Annotated in this window: 21 protein-coding genes; 8 read left to right on the plus strand and 13 right to left on the minus strand. The window is 45.2% G+C overall.

The window, feature by feature from the left end; translation table 11 throughout:
- Positions 1-15: 15 nt before the first annotated feature.
- The 4 genes from queG to ACEN8J_RS18595 form a co-directional block, all read right to left on the minus strand.
- Positions 16-1,764 carry a tRNA epoxyqueuosine(34) reductase QueG gene (gene queG / locus ACEN8J_RS18580; RefSeq protein WP_165150759.1) on the minus strand — a complete coding sequence of 583 codons (1,749 nt, stop codon included), beginning with the start codon at positions 1,762-1,764 and terminating at the stop codon, positions 16-18.
- Positions 1,765-1,859: 95 nt separating this feature from the next.
- Positions 1,860-2,297, minus strand: coding sequence for a ribonuclease HI (rnhA, locus tag ACEN8J_RS18585; RefSeq protein WP_023986996.1), 438 nt, complete (start codon positions 2,295-2,297; stop codon positions 1,860-1,862).
- A gap of 38 nt (positions 2,298-2,335) precedes the next feature.
- Positions 2,336-2,920 (minus strand): signal peptidase I, encoded by a 585-nt coding sequence (gene lepB, locus ACEN8J_RS18590; protein ID WP_165150757.1) that lies wholly within the window; start codon positions 2,918-2,920, stop codon positions 2,336-2,338.
- Positions 2,921-3,051: 131 nt separating this feature from the next.
- Positions 3,052-3,477, minus strand: coding sequence for a GNAT family N-acetyltransferase (locus ACEN8J_RS18595; RefSeq protein ID WP_029515785.1), 426 nt, complete (start codon positions 3,475-3,477; stop codon positions 3,052-3,054).
- 521 nt (positions 3,478-3,998) lie between these two features.
- Here ACEN8J_RS18595 and ACEN8J_RS18600 point away from each other — a divergent pair.
- Complete coding sequence (locus ACEN8J_RS18600; protein WP_029515786.1) at positions 3,999-4,613, plus strand: superoxide dismutase; 615 nt, start codon at positions 3,999-4,001, stop codon at positions 4,611-4,613.
- A 133-nt stretch (positions 4,614-4,746) separates the two neighbouring features.
- Positions 4,747-5,238, plus strand: a complete 492-nt coding sequence (locus ACEN8J_RS18605) for a DinB family protein (protein WP_318627573.1) — start codon at positions 4,747-4,749, stop codon at positions 5,236-5,238.
- A gap of 181 nt (positions 5,239-5,419) precedes the next feature.
- On the opposite strand, the gene ACEN8J_RS18610 is transcribed toward ACEN8J_RS18605, so the two are convergent.
- A complete protein-coding gene (locus ACEN8J_RS18610) occupies positions 5,420-6,853 on the minus strand; it encodes a PTS transporter subunit EIIC (RefSeq protein WP_307352471.1) in 1,434 nt (477 codons plus the stop codon).
- Positions 6,854-6,877: 24 nt separating this feature from the next.
- Positions 6,878-9,070, minus strand: a complete 2,193-nt coding sequence (locus ACEN8J_RS18615; RefSeq protein WP_495593838.1) for an alpha-galactosidase — start codon at positions 9,068-9,070, stop codon at positions 6,878-6,880.
- 174 nt (positions 9,071-9,244) lie between these two features.
- Between ACEN8J_RS18615 and ACEN8J_RS18620 the strand changes: the two genes are divergently transcribed.
- Together ACEN8J_RS18620 and ACEN8J_RS18625 are read left to right on the plus strand one after the other, a co-directional pair.
- Positions 9,245-10,066 (plus strand): AraC family transcriptional regulator, encoded by an 822-nt coding sequence (locus ACEN8J_RS18620; protein ID WP_340931308.1) that lies wholly within the window; start codon positions 9,245-9,247, stop codon positions 10,064-10,066.
- A gap of 346 nt (positions 10,067-10,412) precedes the next feature.
- Positions 10,413-11,342 carry an AAA family ATPase gene (locus ACEN8J_RS18625; RefSeq protein ID WP_090738462.1) on the plus strand — a complete coding sequence of 310 codons (930 nt, stop codon included), beginning with the start codon at positions 10,413-10,415 and terminating at the stop codon, positions 11,340-11,342.
- A 482-nt stretch (positions 11,343-11,824) separates the two neighbouring features.
- On the opposite strand, the gene ACEN8J_RS18630 is transcribed toward ACEN8J_RS18625, so the two are convergent.
- A complete protein-coding gene (locus ACEN8J_RS18630; protein WP_069011272.1) occupies positions 11,825-12,712 on the minus strand; it encodes an NAD(P)H-binding protein in 888 nt (295 codons plus the stop codon).
- A 230-nt stretch (positions 12,713-12,942) separates the two neighbouring features.
- Between ACEN8J_RS18630 and ACEN8J_RS18635 the strand changes: the two genes are divergently transcribed.
- The gene (locus ACEN8J_RS18635) at positions 12,943-13,584 is read left to right on the plus strand and encodes a TetR/AcrR family transcriptional regulator (RefSeq protein WP_029515793.1); all 642 of its coding nucleotides are present in this window, start codon (positions 12,943-12,945) and stop codon (positions 13,582-13,584) included.
- Positions 13,585-14,267: 683 nt separating this feature from the next.
- Here the strand turns inward: ACEN8J_RS18635 and ACEN8J_RS18640 are convergent.
- On the minus strand, positions 14,268-14,846 hold the full coding sequence (locus ACEN8J_RS18640) for a hydrolase (RefSeq protein ID WP_029515795.1): 579 nt from the start codon (positions 14,844-14,846) through the stop codon (positions 14,268-14,270).
- A 125-nt stretch (positions 14,847-14,971) separates the two neighbouring features.
- Here ACEN8J_RS18640 and ACEN8J_RS18645 point away from each other — a divergent pair, with 125 nt between their 5' ends.
- Positions 14,972-15,865 carry a TetR/AcrR family transcriptional regulator gene (locus ACEN8J_RS18645; RefSeq protein ID WP_165148399.1) on the plus strand — a complete coding sequence of 298 codons (894 nt, stop codon included), beginning with the start codon at positions 14,972-14,974 and terminating at the stop codon, positions 15,863-15,865.
- Positions 15,866-16,115: 250 nt separating this feature from the next.
- Here ACEN8J_RS18645 and mutY read toward each other — a convergent pair whose 3' ends face one another.
- Together mutY and acpS are read right to left on the minus strand one after the other, a co-directional pair.
- Complete coding sequence (mutY, locus tag ACEN8J_RS18650; protein WP_495593840.1) at positions 16,116-17,348, minus strand: A/G-specific adenine glycosylase; 1,233 nt, start codon at positions 17,346-17,348, stop codon at positions 16,116-16,118.
- A 4-nt stretch (positions 17,349-17,352) separates the two neighbouring features.
- Positions 17,353-17,757 carry a holo-ACP synthase gene (acpS, locus tag ACEN8J_RS18655; protein ID WP_029515799.1) on the minus strand — a complete coding sequence of 135 codons (405 nt, stop codon included), beginning with the start codon at positions 17,755-17,757 and terminating at the stop codon, positions 17,353-17,355.
- Between the two features lie 184 nt (positions 17,758-17,941).
- Between acpS and ACEN8J_RS18660 the strand changes: the two genes are divergently transcribed.
- Positions 17,942-18,769 (plus strand): alpha/beta hydrolase family protein, encoded by an 828-nt coding sequence (locus ACEN8J_RS18660; RefSeq protein WP_029515800.1) that lies wholly within the window; start codon positions 17,942-17,944, stop codon positions 18,767-18,769.
- A 114-nt stretch (positions 18,770-18,883) separates the two neighbouring features.
- Here ACEN8J_RS18660 and nadE read toward each other — a convergent pair whose 3' ends face one another.
- The 3 genes from nadE to ACEN8J_RS18675 all read right to left on the minus strand — a co-directional run bounded on the left by nadE (position 18,884) and on the right by ACEN8J_RS18675 (position 22,110).
- The gene (gene nadE, locus ACEN8J_RS18665) at positions 18,884-19,693 is read right to left on the minus strand and encodes an NAD(+) synthase (protein ID WP_025722646.1); all 810 of its coding nucleotides are present in this window, start codon (positions 19,691-19,693) and stop codon (positions 18,884-18,886) included.
- Between the two features lie 101 nt (positions 19,694-19,794).
- A complete protein-coding gene (locus ACEN8J_RS18670; protein WP_029515801.1) occupies positions 19,795-20,229 on the minus strand; it encodes a BrxA/BrxB family bacilliredoxin in 435 nt (144 codons plus the stop codon).
- A 141-nt stretch (positions 20,230-20,370) separates the two neighbouring features.
- Positions 20,371-22,110 carry a two-component system sensor histidine kinase NtrB gene (locus ACEN8J_RS18675; protein WP_039270619.1) on the minus strand — a complete coding sequence of 580 codons (1,740 nt, stop codon included), beginning with the start codon at positions 22,108-22,110 and terminating at the stop codon, positions 20,371-20,373.
- Between the two features lie 291 nt (positions 22,111-22,401).
- Between ACEN8J_RS18675 and ACEN8J_RS18680 the strand changes: the two genes are divergently transcribed.
- Complete coding sequence (locus ACEN8J_RS18680) at positions 22,402-23,661, plus strand: BaiN/RdsA family NAD(P)/FAD-dependent oxidoreductase (RefSeq protein ID WP_176715743.1); 1,260 nt, start codon at positions 22,402-22,404, stop codon at positions 23,659-23,661.
- Positions 23,662-23,850: the final 189 nt, after the last annotated feature.

Consider the following 23,850-nt stretch of genomic DNA (forward strand, 5'->3'; position numbering starts at 1 on the left):
TGCAAACATATGTCCTTATTGTTTCTCCAAATCCAGCAGCTTCGTCTTAACTGGCAAGCCTCCAGCATAACCGACCAAACTTCCATTAGCACCCGATACCCGGTGACATGGAAACAGAATGGGTAACGGATTTTTGTTATTGGCTTCACCCACAGCACGTACCGCCTTGGCTCGTCCGATCGATTCCGCAATATCTTTGTAGGACACACTTTGTCCGTACGGAATATTTTGCAGTGCACGCCATACCTGCTCTTGAAAAGGGGTGCCTCTCAAATCATAGGCTATACTGAATTCCCGTCGTTCTCCGGCAAAATATTCACGCAGTTGATCCGCGGCTTCGCACAGCTTTTCCGGCTCCTGCACATAGACGTATTCCCCAATCCATGTTCGGGCCCATTGCTGAAGCAGTGCTTCCTTCGCGTGAAAAACGCCATAGTCTATTCGACACACCCCCCGATCCGTAGCGCACAGCGTCAACGTGCCCACAGGTGTCTCCATCTCATCATAATAAATCGCCGTTGGACCCTGTGAATCCCCGGCCGTTACTTCTGGTTTTGATAATTCAGATGCCTTTTGCTCTTCTGCCTGCTCTTGTTCCTCTAGTTTGGAATGCGCTTGCGCGATCATTTCGCGTACTTGCTCATGTTGTTCCTTCTCTGATGCTTGCTTGATCGCTGTCATAGCGTTTTCCCCTCCTATTCGACTCAAAGCCCACGCCGCCGTGCCTCGCAGCTCGGGACGCGGATCATCCAATAAAACCTCCGTTAACTTGGGCACCGCACTGATATCCTTGAAATTGCCCAGTCCAATGACTGCATTGCGTTGAATGGGCTTCTTCCCCCGCCAAGCCGCCGCACTTTGACCAAATCGGTCTTTGAATTCACGGTTGCTCAAATCCAATAACGGCAGCAGCAACGGCTTCACAATTTCAGGATCGGGTGTAAGCTCGGGATGGTGATCCCAGTTGAGACCCCGATTTTTGGGGCATACCATTTGGCAAGTATCACATCCGTACAGCCGATTCCCTATCTTCCGCATAAACTCCTCATCCAGAAAGCCCTTCGTTTGCGTCAAAAAGGATACGCACCGCTGGGCATTCAGCTGTCCAGGACCCACAAGCGCGCCCGTAGGACAGGCATCCAAACATTTGGTACATTCGCCGCAACCCTCCGTTACCGGTTCATCTGGCTGGAAAGGAATGTTCGTCAACAGCTCACCTAGATAAATCCATGATCCCAGCGTCGGTGAAATCATCATCGTATTTTTGCCGCTAAAGCCAATCCCTGCACGTTCCGCAACGGCTCGATCCGACAGTTCTCCGGTATCCACCATATTTTTCATAATGGCATCAGGCACCCGCTCACTTATAAAAGCCTCAAGCTTTTCCATCGCTTCGCGTAGTACCAGATGATAATCTTTCCCCCAGGCTGAACGCGCCAAAATACCACGGTACTTCCCCTTGTCCGACTTCGGCGGGTCCTTCATTTTGGAAGGATACGCCACCGCAATAGCAATCAGAGATGCAGGCTGTGAGCCATACAGCTCCGGGTAGATCCGCTTATCAATATCTGGCTCCTCAAAGCCGGATTCATAGCCTTTCGCACGATGCTCTTCCAATATAGCTTTCAGAGACAGAAAGGGGTCGGCGGATGCGAACCCGATGGAGTCGATACCCAGCCCTGGAGCCGCCTCAATAATTTCCTGCTTGAGCGAAGCCCAAGTCGAAGCGGTTCCGGCAGCCGCCTGAGTCAATCCGCGTTGCATCCGATACTCACCTCTCTTCCACTTTTTATCATTACAGATATGAGGATTTGCAAAATTCTCATATCTCAAATTTCAACAGAAAATAGCAGCAGATGCTACCGTAAATTTTTAACAGCACTGGTCGCCAGAAAATCACAGCGATTATTCAGTTCGTTGTCACTGTGCCCCTTAACCTTCACATATTCAACCTCATGCTTACCCATCAGTTCCCACAGCTCTTCCCATAATTCCTTATTCTCCACTGGCTGATTTTTACTGTTGCGCCAGCCATTACGAAGCCAGTTCTTAATCCAGCCCTGTTTGAAGCAATTGACGACATAGGCAGAGTCACTGTGTACTTTCACATGGCAAGGCTCCTTGAGCAGCTTCAGTGCTTCAATCACGGACTTAATCTCCATACGGTTGTTTGTCGTCATTTTCTCGGCACCTGACAGCTCCTTACGATGCTCCCCATACAGCAGAACGATCCCCCAGCCCCCAGGACCCGGATTTCCCGAACAAGCGCCGTCGGTATATACCATCACTTCTTTCATCATCCTCTTCCTTTCCTTAATTTCAGACTTTAGTTGCTCTATAGCCATTTCCACTCAGATATCGGCCAAAATATAAATTCTGCACGTCCCAGTAAATCTTGAGATTTAATGCTGCCAAAATAGCGGCTATCCTTGCTTGCTGCAGTATGGCGATTATCTCCCATGACAAAAAAGTGCCCCGGTTCCACCGTAAAAGGACCATAATCACCATCCTCCACGTCAGAGTTAGTGTAAGGTTCATTTAGCAGTTCACCGTTCACATACAAATGATTATGTTCAACTCGGATTACATCTCCGGGAATACCTATGACTCTTTTCACTAAAAATCTTGGGTTCGACAGCTTGGAATCGGGATCTTTTAAAATCACAATGTCCCCCCTGCCCGGATCATGAAAATTATAAACCAGCTTGTTAACGAACAAATGCTGGCTTTCCATTAGCGTCGGCTGCATCGAATGTCCTCTAACCGTGGACAAGTTAAATACAAACAGGTTCAGAAGCAGCAAGACGACCATAGCGATCAGAAGAGTGACTAACCAATCGCGTATGTAACCAGAGCGACCTGCTTGTTTGGACGTTTCCGGCGAGGGAGGCGGGCCTGACGAAGGAGCCAAAGCGTCCATAATTAAACCTCCTCAACCCTGTTATAAATAGAAAAGCATATCCCGTACCCGATTGCAACGGTTACTCAGATATGCTCTAAATGTAAATATTATACTTAATGTTATTCAATTCTCTTTATTTCGATTCCCAATTAATGAGGCGCCAAAATACTCAGCTTCTGAAAAGCCTGTAAAATCTGGCTTGCTCCATAGCCCATCGCTTCGTACAAAGGCATGGCCACACTGTTATGCTTGTCCCCTGCTACCCAAATACGGCTAACCTTACGTTGCTGAAAACGCTGCTCCATGGACTCCACAAGCGATTTGCCGATTCCCATCCGACGACGATCCGGGTGAATAGCGATACGATAGTAACAACCATCATTCTGATCGATCGTGCCGATCAAAGCACCCACGATCTCTCCCTCTTCTTCTGCAACGATAATCAAACCGGAATCCCACGAAAGCTGACGGGCAAATGCTTTCACCGTCTCTTTGTAGCACTCCTCTGACAAGGCAATTTGCATGAGTTCCGTTACTGAGTTCACATCACTTAATTGAAAGGAACGAACGTGCATAAGTAATATCTCCCTTTTCGTAAGCATAATAAAAAAATTGAGACAGCACCGTCATTTTTACATAAATCCTTAAATTTCTTATCATGGTGTTAATCACAAGGCATTATGATAAAAATGCATACGATCTGCTATATATGAAATGAAGAACAGGAAAAGGGTGTATGCCCTCAAGTTCGTCATGTCATAGACATGACAGATTATAGCAGACGACAAAAAAGCCGAAATTTCTGCTTCCTTGACCATTAAACCATACTTTTTGACGGAATACATCCCTTTTTCTCGTGTAAGCGCTGTATATAAAGCGTTTACATTTTAATGTTCACAATTTACCTCTTATTACCTATGTATTGTGTATTCCAAGCGGGTTTTTGGACATGCTATCTACCAGGCCGTATTGCCCAGTTTGCTATTTTACAAACAAAAATGTTGATTAAATATGCTGAATGCGGTTTAATATAACTGTCGAGGGTATTATTACATAGGAACACTTACCCAACCATATAACCAGGAGGGATTTTACTATGGCATTTCAATTACCAGAACTTCCTTACGCAAAAGACGCATTGGAACCGCACATTGATGCACAGACAATGGAAATTCACCATGATCGTCACCATAACACATATGTTACGAACTTGAACGCAGCTCTGGAGAGCGCTCCCGAACTGCAAAGCAAAAGCCTGGAGGATCTGATCTCTAATCTGGACAGCGTTCCAGAAAGCATCCGCACTGCGGTTCGCAATAACGGTGGTGGACATCACAACCACAGCCTGTTCTGGGAAGTTATCGGTCCTAACGGTGGCGGACAGCCAACAGGTGCAATTGCTGAAGCAATCAACAATGAACTGGGCGGCTATGACAAATTCAAAGAAGACTTCACTAAAGCAGCTACAACTCGTTTTGGTAGCGGCTGGGCTTGGTTGGTTGTCGGCAAAGACGGCAAACTGGCGATCACTAGCACTCCAAACCAAGATAGCCCGCTGTTTGAAGGTCTGACTCCGGTACTTGGACTGGACGTTTGGGAGCATGCTTACTACCTGAAATATCAAAACAAACGCCCAGACTACATTTCAGCTTTCTACAATGTAATCAACTGGGATGAAGTCAACAAACGTTACGCGGCTGCAAAGAAATAAGCCAGTAGCAACATTCTTATCCTATAATAAGGGCTGTCTCAAAAGTAGATTTTCTACGAATGAGACAGCCCTTTTGGCATTCCATGGTAAACTGGTGGAGATGATTCTCAAATATGGCTCTGGAGGTTGATGGATGCAGACTTTTTTTCGTTACAACTGGTTGATTCGGGAACAATGGTACCGCTGGTGTGAAGAGGTGTCGCAGGAGGAATTACTGAAACAACGCGTCGGCGGAGTCGGCGGCATTCTAAAGACACTCTTTCATATCGTTGATGTGGAGTGGAGCTGGATTCAAACGATTCAGGGCAAACCCGACTTTCAGGAGGACTTCTCTCTGTATGATACGCTCGACAAGGTCCGTGAGCTGGATGCGAAGTTTCGACTCGATGTCGAGCCGTTCGTGCTCGCCTGGCATGATGGTCTGGAACGGAAAAGGTTTGAAGATCACCTCCCGGACGGCAGAATTGTAATGGATGCCTGGGGCGAGGTGATGCGCCATGTCATTGCCCACCAAATCCACCATATTGGGCAGTTGTCCATATGGTCTCGGGAGCTCGGCAAGCCTCCGGTTACGGCCAATGTAATCGGCAAAGGGCTGATTGAAAGCGATGGTGGCATCGATTAGCTTTAACGAATGTACATGCATACCTATGTAAAGTTAGGGCCATCCTCGGTCGTTTATAACGACGGAGGACGGCCCTTTTAATTTTTCATCTATGCTCTCTTGTCCATTCCACAAATATTCTCTTCCTTTAACCGTTTTCATAAAAGCTTAATTTTTTTCAACCTGCTAATGTTCTTTTGGTTCAGGCTCGTGACCTCTTGCTCTTGATAGCACCGTAAGCCAATGTAAATAATGCTCCACATAACAGGGCAATAAGATGAGCGACAAGATAATTGATATGACCGTGATTATCCGACGCTGCAATTGCAAAGCCCGGAAGAGCCGTGGTTCCGAATCCTATGGCTGTCAGTTTACTTAAATATACATATGCTCCCGCAACCATTCCTCCGAGGCATCCAGCAACTAAGGGGAACTTATACTTTAAAGTGACCCCAAAGATCGCGGGTTCCGAGATTCCAAAAAGTACAGACCCGAATGCAGAGTAACCCATTTCTTTAACTTTAGTGTCTTTGCGATTCAAAAGAATATACCCCAAAACGGCGCCCCCTTGAGCCATCAAAGCTACTGATGCCAATGGGTTGATAAAATTTCTGCCTGTATCGGTTAACAGCTGCGCTTCTACCGCACCCATAACATGATGTAAACCTGTAATAACAATGATCTGCTGAATGCCTGCAAAAAACATAAAACCGAATATTCCAAGATTTTGCGTCATCCAAAGCAGCGAAACGGTGACTAGACTGGCCAACTCTCGCCCAAGAGGGCCGATAATCGTAAACAATAGCAGGGAAGAAACAAAGACCGTCAGCAACGGAGCCAAAAATAATTTAATCATGTCTGGAACCTTTTTGTTAAAAAACTGATCCAACTTGGCTACCACGTATCCCATCATTAGAGCAATAATAATACCACCCTGAAATCCAACCAACTGTACGGGAAGGCCGAAAAGACTGATCGATTCCGGATTTTGACTCCCTTTAGCTACCTCAAAGGCATCCGCCAGGGCCGGATGCAGCATAATCGCACCCAGCACAAGCCCCAGAATAGGACGACCACCATATCTCTTGGTTGCAGAATAAACAACAAGCAGCGGCAGGATGGTGAAAATACCCGTGGAAACGATTTGAACAAAGCGATTAATCCCTTGAAAAATTGGATACATCTCCACAATCGATTTAGGACCAAATAACCCCTTCTGACCTAACAGCCCGGTTATCCCCATTAACAATGCGGCGGCGAGAATTCCCGGCATGATCTCAATGAAGACATCTGACAGCGATTTAATGGCTTTTTGAAAAGGATTTTGCTTTTGTGCGGACTTTGATTTGACATCACTTAATGACATATCTTCTGTTCCGGTCAGTTTGGAGAACACGGCATAGATATTATTGACCAACCCTGCTCCAAAAATGATCTGCAGTTGATCCCCCGCTATGAAAACACCTTTAACCAGATCAATATCTTCAATCTTCTTTAATTCCGCTTTTTCATTGTCCTCAAGTACAATTCTTAATCTTGTGGCACAATGGGCCACACCGATAATGTTCTCTTCACCACCGATATATTTTAAAATTTCTTGAGAAATGTGCTTATACCGCTTTTCTTTTGCTTCCATCTAGTAAACCCTCCTCTAGCTGAATCAGATCTCTTCTTTAACAAATCTCCAGAACATGCCTAAAAAGTCCTGCTTCACCCTGGCAAGCGTTATGCCAACATGCATTAATTCATCACCGCCGAACAGCTCACCGGTTTCTACATTTCTATAAACGTAGTCTGGATTCAAACCTTTGAATTTTAACGTTTTAATCGCGGCAGCGGGTTGGGATAAAACCTTGAAATAGCTGGCCGCCATTTCCGTTTGGTCCTCCGACACAAAGTTCCATGCGGCTTCATTTTCATCAAACGGATTAATCATTCTGTAAAAATTCCCAAACTGAATGAGCGATCTCATTTCTTTATATAGAGCTATCTGTTTTTTCACCACTTCTTTTTCTTCAACGGTTAATGTCGTCAAATCCAGCTCATATCCTAAATTCCCGGCCATGGCGACATAACCTCTTGTCTCCAAGGGAGTTATTCTACCCACTTGATGGTTGGGTACTGTGGAAACGTGTGCCCCCATGGTAATTGGCGGGTAGACAAGACTTGTTCCCCATTGAATTTTCAGTCGGCAAATGGCATCCGTATTATCGCTCGTCCAGGTCTGAGGCATGTAATAGAGCATGCCGGCATCAAAACGGCCTCCTCCACTAGAACAGCTCTCGAATAAGACATTGGGGAACTTTGATGTAAGCTCTTCCATAATATTATAGAGTCCCAGGATATAACGATGCGCAGTCTCCCTTTGTCTCTCAGGTGGCAAGGCTGCCGAACCCACATCCGTCATGTGACGATTCATGTCCCATTTTACATAAGTAATTGGAACATCCGATAAAATATCGGAAACCGATTTAATAACGTACTCACACACTTCCTTCCTCGATAAATCCAACATCAGCTGATTTCTTCCCAACGTATACGGACGATCAGGGACATGGATACACCAATCGGGATGCTTTCTGTATAAGTCGCTGTCTATGGATACCATTTCAGGTTCAAACCACAAACCAGACTCCATACCCAGATTTCGAATGCGGTTTGCAAGATCCGGCAATCCATCTGGAAGTTTGCGACGATCCACCACCCAATCGCCTAATGAAGTATTGTCATCATCTCGTTTTCCAAACCACCCATCATCCAATACAAACAGCTCCACTCCCACACTTTGAGCTTCCTTCGCCAACTGCTCAATCTTGTTGGCATCAAAGTTAAAGTAGGTAGCTTCCCAGTTATTAATCAGGATTGGCCGTTCCTTGTCACGAAATGGTCCACGACATAATCTGTTCCTGTATAATTCATGATAAATTCTCGACATGCCGCCCAAGCCATTTTCGGTGTATACCATGACCACTTCTGGCGTTTGGAACGACTCCTCCGGTCCAAGCAGCCATGTGAAATCAAAAGGATTAATCCCCATCGTGACTCTAGTGTTCCGATAGGAATCTACCTGCGTCTGGGCCGTAAAGTTCCCGCTGTACACCAGATTAAAGGCGTATACTTCGCCCTGATCTTCATCTGTCCCTTCTCTTACAAGTGCCATAAAGGGTGCCTGATGAGGGCTGCTAGCGCCACGGCAGCTGTCTACCATTTGAATTCCGGGTACAATTTTTCGCCTTGCTATATTTTTTTCATTGTTATGCGCACCATACAAGGTAATGAGTTCATATTCATCATCTCGAAAATCCACACTGGCACTTAACGCTCTAAGCAGTTTTAGCTGTTGCCGACCTTCATTCTCGAAACGGACTGAACGGGTAATGACATCCCGCTTTTGATATAGGCTATAGGATAGTACAACCTTTACATCAATTAATGGGTCTTCAAGGACGATTTCCAGTGTTGCTACTTCGCCATCTTCCTCTGCATACGTAGAAGGAAGCCCTTTCAATTTTGGTTTGCCTTGGAAAACCCGATGTTCTTTATACCGAAAATCGGTCACGGTAGAACCATTCTCCAATTGAATCTGATACGCAGGAATCCTGAAATCACTATTCCCAAATGACGGATATTCTTGTGGGATGGTATCCAGTGAAAAGGCTCGATCCTCGCCATCGGGATTGGGCGAAAATCCTCTATCCATAAAGATGATTTTATTGCTCCCCCGATAGTTCTGAATTTTCTTTCCCCAATACAAATGGGATAAATAACCACCTCGTATAACCTGCATGACATAACTTGTATTGCTACCTTGTAAATGGAATAGAAGCTTCTCTTTATCGATGTATATAGCCATAGCAACCCCCTTATAGCGCTAATAGTACGATTTCCCAAAATTATAAATTATGTTGTTTGCTTATCGTTTACATTCTAATAATAATTGAATAGTTTTAATAATTATATGGAATAATGTAGACTCTATATGAAACAGTGTGATAATATGCAGAGATGAATTAAGGGGTGAAACCAAATGAGTTCGCATTTTTCCAATCATTCCTATAACAATCTGGATCTCAATCTATACACATGTGGCAAAGAGAGCTGTACCAGCAAACACTCTTATGGTCCAGCCATTCGAAGCGGATATATGGTGCATTTTATTTTAAAAGGAAAAGGGATCTTTAAAGTCAACGATAAAATCTATCATTTGGAGAAAAACGATGCTTTCTTTATTGAACCGAAGGTTTTAATTTACTACGAAGCGGATGAGCTTGACCCATGGGAATATGCCTGGATTGGTTTTAATGGGGTGCAAGCAAAAGAATATCTAAGCCGGACCTGTATCCATAGGGACAATCCCATTTTCCGGTTTGAAGCGGAGGGCAGCCTTGCCCGCTGTATGGAGAGCATCGTGGTTTCTTCTACGCTGAAATCCAACAAAGACCTGTTGCTTACATCCAAGCTGTATGAATTTCTGTATCTGATGTTTGAACTTTACCCTAATCAGGAAGTCAACCCTGAGGTAAGACAGCAGCGGTATATTAAAGAAGCGCTTCTCTTCATTCAACAAAACTACTCACACTTCATTACCGTAAGTGATATTGCTAAGTACATTTCAATTGACCGTTCGTATTTGCATCGTTTATTTAAACAGCAACTAAATAAGTCACCGCAGGAATTTTTATTGCATTTGAGGATTGAAAAATCGTGCTCCCTATTAAGAAATACTTCCCTTAAAATCGGAGATATTGCTCGGTCTGTAGGGTATAAAGATGTACTCCTTTTCTCCAAAATGTTCAAAACGGTCAACAAGGTAACTCCATCCGAATACCGAAAAAATTCTCCAAAATAACACCTTCGCTCGCAAGTAAGTTAGGCATATTCGTTCCAGAAACAAAAAATAGCGGTAGTATGGATCAACCTCATGTCCATACTGTCGCTATTGTCAAAAGATAATAAAGTTCTAGACTGAAAAATAAAGTATTAGACTGACGTTGCTTCATTAAGCTAACGAGCAGATTAGCACAACCAAGATAAGATAAGTAGATTTCGTCTGCTATAATACCTACATCGACTATGAATGGAAGGGGATTGAGCAATCAATGCTTTTAGAAGAGGAAGCTCCCACATTATTGAGGGAGGTTTACTAGTTGAAAACTTCAAATTGAAACGGAAGAGAAAACATAAGAGCAGGTTAGATGAATTACGGAGGAATGAAAATGTATTTAGATAAATTCATATTGCCTATAGATGAAGAATCCTCATTGATAGAACAAAGAATGGCATACAATGGCGGTAGGTTTGGATATGTCGACGAAACTTACCCATGTGGCATTTTCTCAAAAAATCGGTTTTCCGAATTGAGCTTTTCAAAAATCACAATTTTATATGGAGGAAACGGCTCGGGGAAAAGCACACTTCTAAATCTCATAGCGAATAAATTGGAACTAAATCGTATTGCACCATTCAATTCAAGTGAATTGTTCAGTTCATATGTTGAACATTGTAAATTTGAACTTGGACTTGACGACGAGGGATTTAAACATCGAATTCCAAATGGAAGTAGGATAATCACAAGTGACGATATTTTTGATTATATGCTTACAGTCCGCACAAACAACGATGAAATCGTGGATAGCACAGAAGATATAAGATCGGAATGGGGAAATCTGAAATTCGGCAATACAGTGAAAATGAATAGCATGGATGATTATGAAGCATTGAGGTTACAGGTGCTCTCAAGAAAAAAATCAATTTCACGCAGGGAGTTTATTCGCAGAGTCGCCGGCACCGAAATTAAACTGAACAGCAATGGGGAGACAGCCCTGAGTTATTTTAATTCCAAATTTAAAAATGACACATTATATTGTTTGGATGAACCGGAGAACAGTCTATCTCCTAAAATGCAGCTTGAACTTGTCAAAATGATAGAGGAAATGGCTCACTATTGCGGATGTCAATTTATCATTGCAACGCACTCACCGTTTTTACTGGCGATGGAGTTTACAAAAATATATGATTTAGAAGCTAATCCAGTCGACATAAAGCAATGGTGGGAATTAGAAAACCCAAAAGTGTACTTTGATTTTTTCAATAAGCATAAAGGGCTGTTTCTACACAATAAGTAAAGAAACAAGATTTGAACAAAAATATATCCGCCGCGTATATTAAAAAAAATTTGAGCTTATTTATTTATCGCTGATTACGCTAACGGGGAAACGATAGCTCAATAAATTGGCTTTTACCACGCCTTATTTAATACCAAAGAGAGCCTATCCCTTTATTAATTGGAAATGATTTAACCTCCAAATCAAAGTGATGGGCTTATTTTCTTTCTCCTAAGCACTACACTACATTAGACTGACGCTATTTAATTAAGCTAACGAGCAGATTAGTTTAAAGTCAATCGATATGAACCTTATCACAGGTAAGGTTATTTTTTTGTGCGCATTCATCAATAAAGAACAAAGCTCGCTGTCACTTCAGCGAGCTTTGTTCTTTATATGTCAAAACCAAGTCATAGTAAACCCTATTCGAGGTCTCAAGTTATCGAAAGAAATAGCGCACTTAGGCGCGTTCTCATCCGCAGGTTAAACAATATTCTCGCTGTTTAAACAGATTTAATATACACATCTGCAAAAACTTTTGCAAAGTCTTCGACCTTGACTTTACCGAGGTGGTAGTCGGTGGCACGGAGGCTGACGTAGAACTCGTCGGCGTTCTCGCAGGCGCGGTTCATTTGGGCAAAGGCATTGGCAGTGTTTTCGTGGAAGCCGATTTTTTTCATATTCTCAGCAAGAGCTTCAACGGTGATTTGTTGGTATTTGGCCTCGATACCATTCTCAGCAAGGGCATTGAGCCAGTCGTTACCTGTGGCCCAGTCACTAACAATGAACTTCGCACTTTTACCCGATGGGGTGTGAGAAATCAGGGCGTAAGCGACGTCCGCGATATCAACGGGGCTGACCCAGCCTTGTGGGATGTCAACTGAAATTGGGCTGAAGATGGTCTGCTGGGTTTTTAGGCTTTGCATGTCGGCAAAAAGATTGCTGTAAAAGCCGACAGGGCGGATGTGGACAACGTTCACGTCTTCAAGCGAGTTTAGCGCTTCTTCTGCAAAATGATAGCTGTAGAGAATGCCGGCGTTTGGGTTGTCGGCGCCGACTGAGCTGAGGTTGACGACGTTTTTTACGCCTGATTTTAGCACAGCGGCCTTATAATTTTCAGAAAGATCAATGGCGGTCTGCCACATGTCGGTGCCAGAGGCATAATTGATACCTGATATCATGAGGTAGACGACGTCGCTACCTGCAAAAGCCTGCGCGAGGAATTCGACGTCGAGGTTTGAGCCGACCGCTGGTTTGGCACCGAGCGCTTTGATGTCGGCGATACGATCTTTGGAGCTTGTGATGACGGTAACATCGTGGCCGTCTGCGATTAGGGATGGGAGGTAGTTGCGGTTAATATTGCCGAGTGAGCCGAGAACTGTGATTTTCATTGTGTAATCTCCTTTTTTAATGTGATTTCGAGAAATGGATATCGCTTATTGGGACCGTTATCCCTTCCTTGATTGGATATTCATTACAAGAGAGATTATACATCGGATAAATAAACTAAGTAAACTAATTTAATAAAATTAGTTAATTTAATAATCTTTTTAAACATTGTTTATTGATACCTCTATTTTGATATAATATGATTTGACGAGCGGTAGAGGAGGCTTCAATCGTGAGAAAACCCATGAGCGCAGATCAATATCTTAATAAAATCAAACCTGTAATTAGAAGAACCAGATTCAGCCAACTGAAAATTGACGATATCGCAAAACATATGGATATTAGTAAAGTGACGCTTTACAAGCATTTTTCATCCAAAGATGAAATCATCGAACAGGTTGTAGAGTATGGAATTCAGTACTTGCAGCAGGCTGACACCGTTGTATATGATGATTCCGTTTCATATATTGATCGCTTTCAAAAAACGTTTCTGGAATCGTTAATAGGTGTTATTTATTTATCCGATTTGTTCCTGCAAGACCTTAAGGAATTTTATCCACGACTTTTTGAAAATATTTCCGTTGCTCAACAAAATAGAATTAAAAATTTACAATCTTTTTTTCAATCCGGTATGGATAAAAAGATTTTTAACAGAATGCACGTTGCGCTGTCCTTAGTTCAAGACGATGCTACGCTTCGGCGCATTATGGAACCGACCTTTAGTATTCAATGGTATGATCTCACCTTGAAACAAGCCGTTATGGAATTTTATAAGATGAAACAGTATCAAGTGATTAGTCCTGAGTATCTGGATACTGTTGACGATTCCGTTATCGAAAAAGAAATCATTCGTATTTTACAAACCATTTCGTGAACGCGTTCGTTTCTCCCGACTTGCTCTTATTGATGCTGTCGTCCGTTATCTGAGTAATCGTTGTAAAGTTTGTAGCTTATAACGCTAAGAAGGCCCTCCGTGTAGATGACCATTAAACTTGCCGTTACAAACAGCACGGTGAACCGTATCACAGTAAGTCATTATGCTAACGGAAAACGATAGCTCATAAAAGACAAGAAGGCAGCCGATCATAGTGATCGGCTGCCTTTGTTTAACTAACGGGCAGGATAGTTTAAAGCTTTCGATAAATCGTATGGCCTTACGAAAGACAATAAAAGCGCAGCTCATGATTGGAAAAGACCGTTTAAAAGAGCACCACCAATTCCACTGGCAATTATGCAAATTTATTAGCATTAGCGCTGCGCCACTAGGCGTACTCGTCCCATTGGGCACTGCGGAACTCATGCTGGTTGCTATACAAGAAGCGCGTGCCAATTGCGACGAGCCGTTCGCTCTATATCATTCAGCGGTTACTTTGTATATTTGGTGCAGCAGGTCGTATCCCATGCCGTCAGCCAATATGTGCACCCTGGGAACACATAATCGTCCTTTAAGTATGGCCAGATGAGATTCCCAGCAAACGCAAAGCGAGTTTCAAGCTGTGGCGTTCTTCGTGTATTCGGTCAAATAATACACGGGGAATGGGAAAGTCATTTTTTCAACTATAAACAGTTGCCTGAAAGGGCAGAGAGGATTTCCTGTGTTGTCCGGGTACGCCCGATGCGTGGAAAAATGAAATTTTTTACGTAATCATGCCCGGTTTCGGAAAATCCAGTCATAGCATCAATCGCCAAAATCAGCTGATACCCATGCATAAACGCTTCCCGCGCAGTCGTATCAACGCCCAACTCAGTAGCGATGCCGCATAAGACGATGGTATCAATTCCTCGGCGGCGCAACTGAAGGTCGAGCTCCGTTCCGTAAAAAGCCCCCCATTGCTTCTTCGTGATGATATGGTCTGTCTCGGTGACCCGCATTTCCGGGACGATTTGATCCCATCCTTCAGGCAGATTCAGGGGTGGTCCAGGCGAATCCAACTTAGGACGCGGGATATCCTTCAAATCTTTACTAGATACCCGGACCAGTGCAACCATTGAGCTTTGCTCACGGAAAGTATCTGCCAAGGCTGCGGCGTTAGACACTACCTGCTCAGCAGAATAAGGGGCGTATTGATTTCCTATCCACTTTTGCAAGTCAATAACAACCAACGCTGTTTTTTGTGGATCCCATAATCGTTCCATTCTGTATGTTCTCCTCATCTCTTCGATTTGACCGTATGTCTAATTACGCGAACATATAGTCATTTGACTTCATGTTCCGTATTTTGTACTATCATTCATGAATAGTCAAGGGGGAGATTTTTCTTATGAGTGTGACAAGGGAAGAGGTTTTAAAATCGGCGATGAAGCTTTTTAAGGAACATGGGTTTCTTTCGACGACGATACAGGATATTGCCGAGGATTGCGGTATTGCCAAAGGATCAGTCTATAAATATTTCCCTTCCAAGGAAGACCTCTTCAGCGAGGTGTTTGATCAATGCCATAACGCCTATTTTGATCAAGTCGATGAACTGAAACGCTTTCCCGAACTCTCGCCAGAAGAGCAGTTTCTGCAGCAGATCATTCTGCGATTCCGTTATTTTATGGAATACAAGCATATTCTGATCGAATTCACGGAGCTCCCCATCCAACAGGATCCCAAGTTCCAGCCGCTTAGACACAAGGTTAGAGGGCGGCTCATCCGATGGCATAAAGAGTGCTTGATACAGGTTTATGGCGAAGAAATTTATCCGTTCCTGTGGGATTTGGTTTCCATCTATCGTGCGATTCTGAAGGAGTACTTATTTTGGATCGTTTATGAAGAAAAGTCTCTATCGCTTGAGGAAACGGCAAGGTTCATTTTGGATAAGCTCAATGTGCTCGTTAAGCATATGATGGCCTCTAACCTGAAGCCTCTGCTGAAACAGGCTTCGTTCGAGAGGTATTTAAGCTGGGGGCTCGAGGACCGCCAAGGGGAGAGAGAGCAGTTCCTTACCGAGCTGTTCCGGGAGATGGATTCGGCCCTTAATGTTCTTCCATCCGGCGCAAAACATCGTTCGGAGTTGAAAGAGGTTTACCATTTTATCCAGAACGAAACTCGTAAAGCGGAACCGAACTTCCCGTTGCTGCAAGCTTCGCTCTACTTTTTGGAGAGAGAGAAAGAGCTTAAAAGTCAGGTCATCCAGTTAAGGAATATTATTTATTCAGGTAGGGGGAGATAGCTTGTTATGTGAAATCAAATCTAACCCCATTGGGGACAAGAGCGAAGACTCTAGGGGTGGAGAGAACAATACGCGAGAAAGGTACGTCTAATGTTGTTACGGTTAGCGAGCATCCCGCTAACGGGAAACGTTAGTTCAAGGGAAACAGCGACAGTCTAGGACTTTATTTTCTCGTCCTTAGTTGTCGCCATTTCCATTTTATAGGATAAATTAAATACTTTGTCTTTTGCTAACAGTTATTTCATTAACATCAGTTCTCTTTTTGCTTCGCATAATACTCGGTGATCAGATCGAGGAACACCTTGGGAAACGCCAAGGTGGCCATATCGGCTTCGCTGATCCAGCGGTACCCCGCTGGCAGCGCATTATGCGCGTGCTCCGCCTGCTCAGCCAGCGCAATCAACGCACCCGGCTTCGCTCCGGTGCTGTAGCTGGCCCGCTGCTCGGCAGCCAGCGGGGGGCCTCCCGCCTCCCCGGCAGGGGCGGCGACCTCCTCACACTGGAACACACGCAGGTTCCAGTGAATGTGGCTGAACGTGTGCTCCGCCTCACGTACAAACCGCACCGGGCGCGCAAGCACGCCCTCTGCCAGCAAATGAGCCGCCAGATGGTCCATGGCAGGCTCATCCGGCACCGGGCCGTTGTATCCGTCCGGCCCGGCAAGCTCATGCGGCAGCTCCCACATGCGGGCCAACAGGCCCTTGGCTGGTCGCTGCCGTACGAGCAGGCGGCCGGCGTTCGCTCCGCTGCCCTCGATGAGGGCTACGGAGCGCGGCTCCAGCCGCGGCGGCTTTGCCTTGGTCTTGACTGGCAGTGTCTCCTCGCGACCTGCCAGCCTGCCCGAGCAATGCTCCATGACCGGGCAGGTCAGACAATGAGGCGACTTCGGCGTACAGACCAGTGCGCCTAGCTCCATCAGCGCCTGATTAAAATCAGAGGCTCTTCCTTCGGGAATCAGCTCCCGTACCAGACTTTCCATATGTGCCCGCGTGCTGCCTTTCATAATATCCTCTTCAATGAGAAAATAACGCGACAGCACACGCATCACATTCCCGTCCACAGCAGGCTCTGGTCGATTGAAGGCGATACTCATAATCGCCCCCGTCGTATACGGGCCTACTCCTTTCAGTGCAGCAACAGCTTGTGTATCATCCGGCACCTGTCCGCCGTGAAGCTCAACTACTTGTTTTGCCGCAGTTTGCAAATTCCGGGCCCGCGAATAATAGCCCAGTCCTTCCCATAGCTTAAGCACATCCTCCTCGGGTGCTTCCGCCAGCGCTTCAATCGTAGGAAAACGTGCAATAAAGCGATTAAAATACGGAATGACCGTATCGACACGCGTCTGCTGAAGCATAATTTCCGAGATCCAGATATAAAAAGGATTCCGATGACGTCGCCACGGCAAATCGCGTTTGTTACGTGTATACCAATTCAACAGTTCAAAGCTGAAATAACGCTTTTGTTCCAATGTATTTGTAGTCATCACATCACGTCTCCTTATATTCGACAATCACAAAAGCAGAGGCAATGTTAGGCTGATGTGTAATACTCAAGTGAATGCTGTAATTTGAGTCACCTGTATTCGGCAATCTCAGTCGATCCCACGCGGATGAAGACAAATAAACTACTGGCTTCCCCCCAGGTTCCGGTAAAATATCCATATCGCCAAACCCGATGATTTGCCCAATTCCGCAACCGAAGGCTTTCGTTATCGCTTCCTTGGCAGCAAAGCGCCCTGCTACAAACTCCGTTAGTCTACCCTTGCGTTCCACAGCAAGCTCGCGTTCTGCCGGGGTCAGCACTCGATTCAAAAACGCATCTGCATATTTACCTGCCAAAATATGAGCCATACGGCTTATTTCCAGCACATCATGTCCAATTCCGTAGATCATTTGGGTATTCTCCGTCCTTTATACTTTACTGGATCTATTGTAACAGTGCGTCCACACCCTGGCGAGTCACAAAGGCGTAAAAACAGCACCAAAATATGTTAAAATAAGAAAGGCTATAGATGAATGTTTGAAATTCAGCTGATATGCCCATTTTAAAAAAATTCCCGTAGAAAGGAAGGATAGGATGTCAGAAACCATTATTGTTGAAGCAGGTACCGAAGCAGGAACAGATGCGGTGATCCGGGCTTCCTGGTTTCCCTCTAAAAATACAGCCAAAAGCCTGCTCATCATCGCTCATGGCTACAAAGGATTTAAGGATTGGGGCATGTTCCCCTATATAGCAGAAGCATTGAGTATGGATAACCATGTTGTGACCTTCAACTTTTCACATAATGGCATAGGTGAGGATCTGGAGAATTTTACCGAGCTGGAAAAGTTCGCACGCAACACCTATAGCCGCGAACAAGAGGATTTGGAACTATTGCTATCCAATCTGAGAGCCCGTCATGAGTTCAGAGAATTGCCGTTGTTTCTGTTAGGTCATAGCCGAGGCGCGGGAAGCTGCTTTGTATATGCTCTAGATCATCCCGGCGAGATTGCTGGCGTCATTTCATGGAATGGCGTGACAGATCTTGATCTGTTTACTTTACCGCAAAAAGAAGAAATGCGCGCCAAGGGACGCAGCTATGTGGAGAACGCCAGAACCGGGCAACAGCTCCCGCTGGATGCTATCATTCTGGAAGACCTGGAACAAAATCGCCAGCGTTTTGCCATTGTAGACAGACTTGCCAACAGCCAGCTCCCAGCTGTACTGATCCAGGGAACCGAAGATTCCAAACGTCTACGAGAAGGCTCTGCCCTGCTCACATCCGTTCGTCCCGACATCGAATGGGTACAAATTCAAGGCGGCAATCATACCTTTAATACCGTTCATCCATTCCAGGGAGGCAGTCTTCCACTGGATCAGGCGATTACCGAAACCCGCCGCTTCATTGAGTGGATCGCCAATTAATTATTACCCCTTCAATACAAACGGCGATCCGCCGGGCGGATCGCCGCATTTATTTACTTCAGAATTTTGCAAAATCCTCGCTTGAGCATTTTAAAATTACATAATGATTAATGCTTAGACTCCTGGGATGCTTGTCCGCTTATGCGCAGTACGTGTAAAGAAGCTTTCCAGCTTTTCGCGTGCCGCCGGGTCAATTTCCTTGCCTTCCAGATAGTCACTGTTTGCTTCGTAGGAGATCCCCAGTTCTTTTTCATCCGTCTGGCCTTCCCACAATCCAGCTGTAGGCGCTTTGTCCAAAATGGCCTGCGGAACTCCGAGATAGCTGGCGAGCAAGCGCACCTGACGTTTGTTCAGCGTGCTAAGTGGCGTAATATCGACCGCACCATCGCCCCATTTGGTATAAAAGCCTGTGATGGCTTCGGAAGCGTGATCTGTGCCAACGACGAGCAAATTCAGCTCATTCGCAAGTGCGTACTGAACCACCATCCGTGTTCTTGCCTTTACATTCCCTCTCACTTGCGGAGTAATCGAACGCTCAAGACCAATATCCTTTAACGTATGCTCCACTTCCACGGCAACCTTGTCCACGGCTTCCTTAATGTTCGTTTCCCCGGCATATTTCAGGTCGAACGCTTTGGCAACCGCGTAGCTATGCTCGATATCTTCCTGTTGGCCGTATGGCTGGAATACACCCAACGTTTTGTATTCGTCTCCTTGTTCCTGCGTCAATTCATCTGTAGCGCGCTTGCACAAAGCAGCTGCTACGGCACTGTCAATCCCGCCACTGATGGCGATCAACAGCCCTTTGCTTCCCGTTTTCGTTACATACGACTTGAGGAAATCCACACGCTTACGGACCTCTGCCTCTACGTTAATCGTAGGCTGTACTCCCAATTCAGCAATAATCTGTTCCTGCAAACTCATCAGATAAGCACCTCTTTTTTAGGAATTTCCTTCACAAGCCAACATGCAAAAGCCCCGGCAAGTTTCGCAGGCGAAAAATGCGGGGCATAGCTTGAGCAGTCTTACCGGCAAAAACGATCAAATGCACTGGTCAAATCAGCAGCAATCTGATCTGCCGAACGATCCTCCACCTGATGACGCTCGATGAAGTGAACCAACTCGCCGTCTTTCAACAGCGCGATAGAAGGGGAAGACGGTGGGTAAGGTGCGAAAAATTCGCGAGCCTTTGCCGTTGCTTCCTTGTCCTGTCCGGCAAAAACCGAATACAGATGATCTGGCGTAATATCATGCTTCAGTGCTTCACCCACACCCGGGCGGCATTGGCCTGCGGCACAACCACATACCGAGTTCACAACCACCAGCACTGTTCCTTTACTATTAGGCAGCTTGGCCTCCACATCTTCAGAGGTACGCAGTTCCTGAATCCCAAGATTCGTCAGTTCATCGCGCATCGGCTGAACTGAATCTCTCATATATTGATCGAAAGACATAGACATATTCTTTCACTCCTTTTCCGAAAATCATGTATAGTACGTTTCTAATTTCATCCTTTGCCGTAGTAAAGGCATGGACATCTAAATTTCATTATACAATCTTTTTCACGTAATTTGCAAAAATCCGGCTATATTTTTGAACGATTATTTCTGTATCGGACTCATGACAGGAGGCTCAGAATGATCCCGGTAAGTCGGGACGGTTCTGCGCAATCGAACTTTAAACTGCGTGCCCATTCCCTCCACCGAATCTACGGCAATCGTACCGTGATGACGCTCCACTATACTTTGACATAAGGCCAGACCCAGACCTGTACCTTTCGTTTTGGTGGTGTAAAAAGGTTGGAACAGCTTTTCAAGCTGTTTTTGCGAAATTCCAGGCCCTGTATCCTTTACTTCCAGTTCCACGAAATCCCCTTCCTCATGAGTAGAAATGGTCAGCACTCCCTTTTCCCCCATGGCTTCCATCGCATTACGCGATAAATTAAGCAGCAATTGCTTTATTTCCTTAGGGTTCAAATGCAGCATCGTCACATGATCCTCCAGCTTTAGATCAATCGTCTGCCCCCTCAGATTCGCATCTGCCCACAATAAAGGCGTCAGTTCGCGAATAATATCATGCAGATGACATTGCTCCTTCTCGACAATTCGATTCTGGGCCAGTGAAAGAAAATCGTTAATAATCCCGTTCGCCCGGTCAAGTTCCTCCATCACAATGCGGTAATAATGGTTGAGGGATTCTGGGCTTTTCTCACGCATAAGCTGTAAAAAACCACGCACAACCGCCATCGGATTACGTATTTCATGAGTAATGCCCGCTGCCATCTGTCCAACCAGGCTGAGCCTCTCGAAATTGCCCAGCTCACTGCGCAGCGTCTCAAGCTCTGTAATATCTTGCAGGGCGATAATGACGCCTGTCGTTTGGTTTACATGTTTATCCCGAATAGGAAGGAAACTGGAGAAGAATACTTTGGGAGTAACATTTATAAAATCAGCACCCGCCTCTCCTTCCAATGCTTTCGCAACTCGTTCGTTAACCACAGGTAAAGTGTCAAAACCATATAACGTGCTCAATGGACGACCCACTATCTCAGGCAGTGTAATGTAGGGATCGTAGTTTCGATAGAGTTCCAGCATCGTTTTGTTCATATGTATAACTCGTTCTTCGCTGTCCAGAGTAACAAGAGATAACGGCATCAAATCCATAACTTGACGCAGCTTATCCACTTCAATTAAGTATTTGCTCGTAAACTCAGTCACATCACGCCGAAGCGTCAGTTTCTCAAAGGCATTATGCATTAGACTCACGACCGTAAAACTTGCCAGCACCCCTGCACCCATATTCCAAAACGTTGTAAGTAAGTCAGGAATGTATACAGAAACATCCTGTTTGCCCCACAGTAGCGGAAATATCGCCTTAAACAGCATATCAGCCACAACATATGCAGAGATCAGGAGCTTTTTGTCCAGCAATGTTCCTCTTTGAAAAAACTTGACATGCAGGAGCATAAAAGGAAAAAGGATAAAACCAGTGCCCACATACATTGGGGACATTTCTGTCGACTGGGCTATAATCAGGACACCCATCAGTGCGGAAGCAGCGAGCACAAAGGCAGTGCGACGTCTACCGTACATGATGCCAACAGCAAGGGGAATAATACCGAGATTAGAAGGTAGACCATACGGAGACTGATATTGAAAGAGTGTACATAGCAATATGGCTGGTAAGCAACACAAATACAGTATTCCTTGAGTGGGTCCAGGAAGCAGATTGCCGCCCCAAACCTTTTTCTTATCCCCATAATCCGTTAATATAGAGAAAAAACCCGCCGATATAACGGCAAGGAGAACTTGGAGCACACTTTCCTTCAACGCAATTAACAAGGACTTCTCCCCCTCATCATCTTTCCTTGACGCCGTTAGTTGAATTAAAGCACAGGCTACAATATATTACAATATATGTGTTAAAATTCCGGTATAGAACGACAAAATCTGCTAAATACCAGATGTATATAAGAAGATCGTTTTTACGCGTTTTAAAATCCTGTAAATTGAAAAATATACACGTTTACCGTGCCCTTAGGTTATCTAAAATGACGGTATTGCGATATGATGAAAAATTGGTTACGCCGTTCTGAATTTTTTGAAAATTTGTCGACGAAAAGGAAGAGGTTTATGACTTACGACGTTATTGTGATCGGAGGCGGCTCAGCCGGATTAATGGCTGCTGCCGCTGCCAGCAGTGAGGGCGCCAAGGTGCTTTTACTTGAAAAAGGAAATAAACTCGGGCGAAAGCTGGGGATCTCTGGTGGAGGCCGTTGCAATGTCACGAATGCCAAAGAGCTGGACGAACTCATTCGGCACATCCCCGGCAATGGCCGTTTTCTGCACAGTGCACTGGCGACTTTTGGCAATCGGGATATCATCGCCTTTTTTGAACAGCTGGGTATAGCCTTAAAGGAAGAAGACAATGGGCGTATGTTTCCAGTGACGGACAAAGCCAAAACAGTAGTCGATGCTTTGATTAACAAGGTACGCTCTCAAGGAGTCGAAATTCGGACAAGTCGTCCTGTTCAAGAGGTTATTTACAAAGAAGGTCATACAGCTGGGGTACGGCTGCGTTCCGGTGAAATCCTACATAGCCGTAATGTCATTGTAGCCGTCGGTGGCAAGTCCGTCCCGCATACCGGCTCGGAAGGTGACGGCTATGCATGGGCAGAACAAGCGGGGCATACCATTACGGAGCTGTATCCAACAGAGGTGCCATTGACCTCAGGCGAAACGTTCATCCAGACGAAAGAGCTTCAGGGACTATCCTTACGCGACATCAGTCTGACCGTATGGAATGCGAAGCAAAAGAAAGTTGTCGTCCATGAAGGAGATATGATTTTTACACATTTCGGTCTATCTGGCCCAACTGCTTTGCGGTGCAGTCAATTTGTCGTCAAGGGAATGAAAAAAGATAAGGTAAACACGGTGTTATTGACTCTCGATTTGCAGCCTCATAAACATGCCGATGAAGTCTACCGTGAGACGCTGGAGTTGGCATCGGTCGATGCTAAAAAAGCGATCAAAAACGTGCTTAAGCCTTATTTACCGGAACGCTTGATTCCATTGTTGCTCCAGCAAGCCGAACTGCGTGAGGACTTGACCTATGATCATATTCCCAAGCAGCAATGGCAAGAACTTGCTCATCGCATTAAGGCGTTTCCAATCCGTGTGAACGGTACGCTCTCTCTGAAGGAAGCATTTGTTACCGGGGGCGGTGTGAATTTGAAGGAAATTAATCCGAAAACGATGGAGTCCAAGCTGATGCCTGGATTGTTCTTCTGCGGTGAGATTCTCGATATTCACGGTTACACAGGTGGTTATAATATTACAGCGGCGTTTACGACAGGGCATACAGCAGGGACACAAGCGGCCGTAAGCGATTAAGACGCTGCGCGTAGAACTTGATCTTACGATCGCTGTTGCCACGGGATTCTCTTGATTATATAAAACATTTAAGGGTAAGAATTCCGTGGCAAAGGCGAACGCTGTCGCTTCTTCAGATTCAAATCCTCCGCTGCGCTGCATACCACCACTGCATCCTCATTTTTTGGGGGAGATAGGAAAAGGAAATGA

The sequence above is a fragment of the Paenibacillus sp. Paensp38 genome (assembly GCF_059491915.1).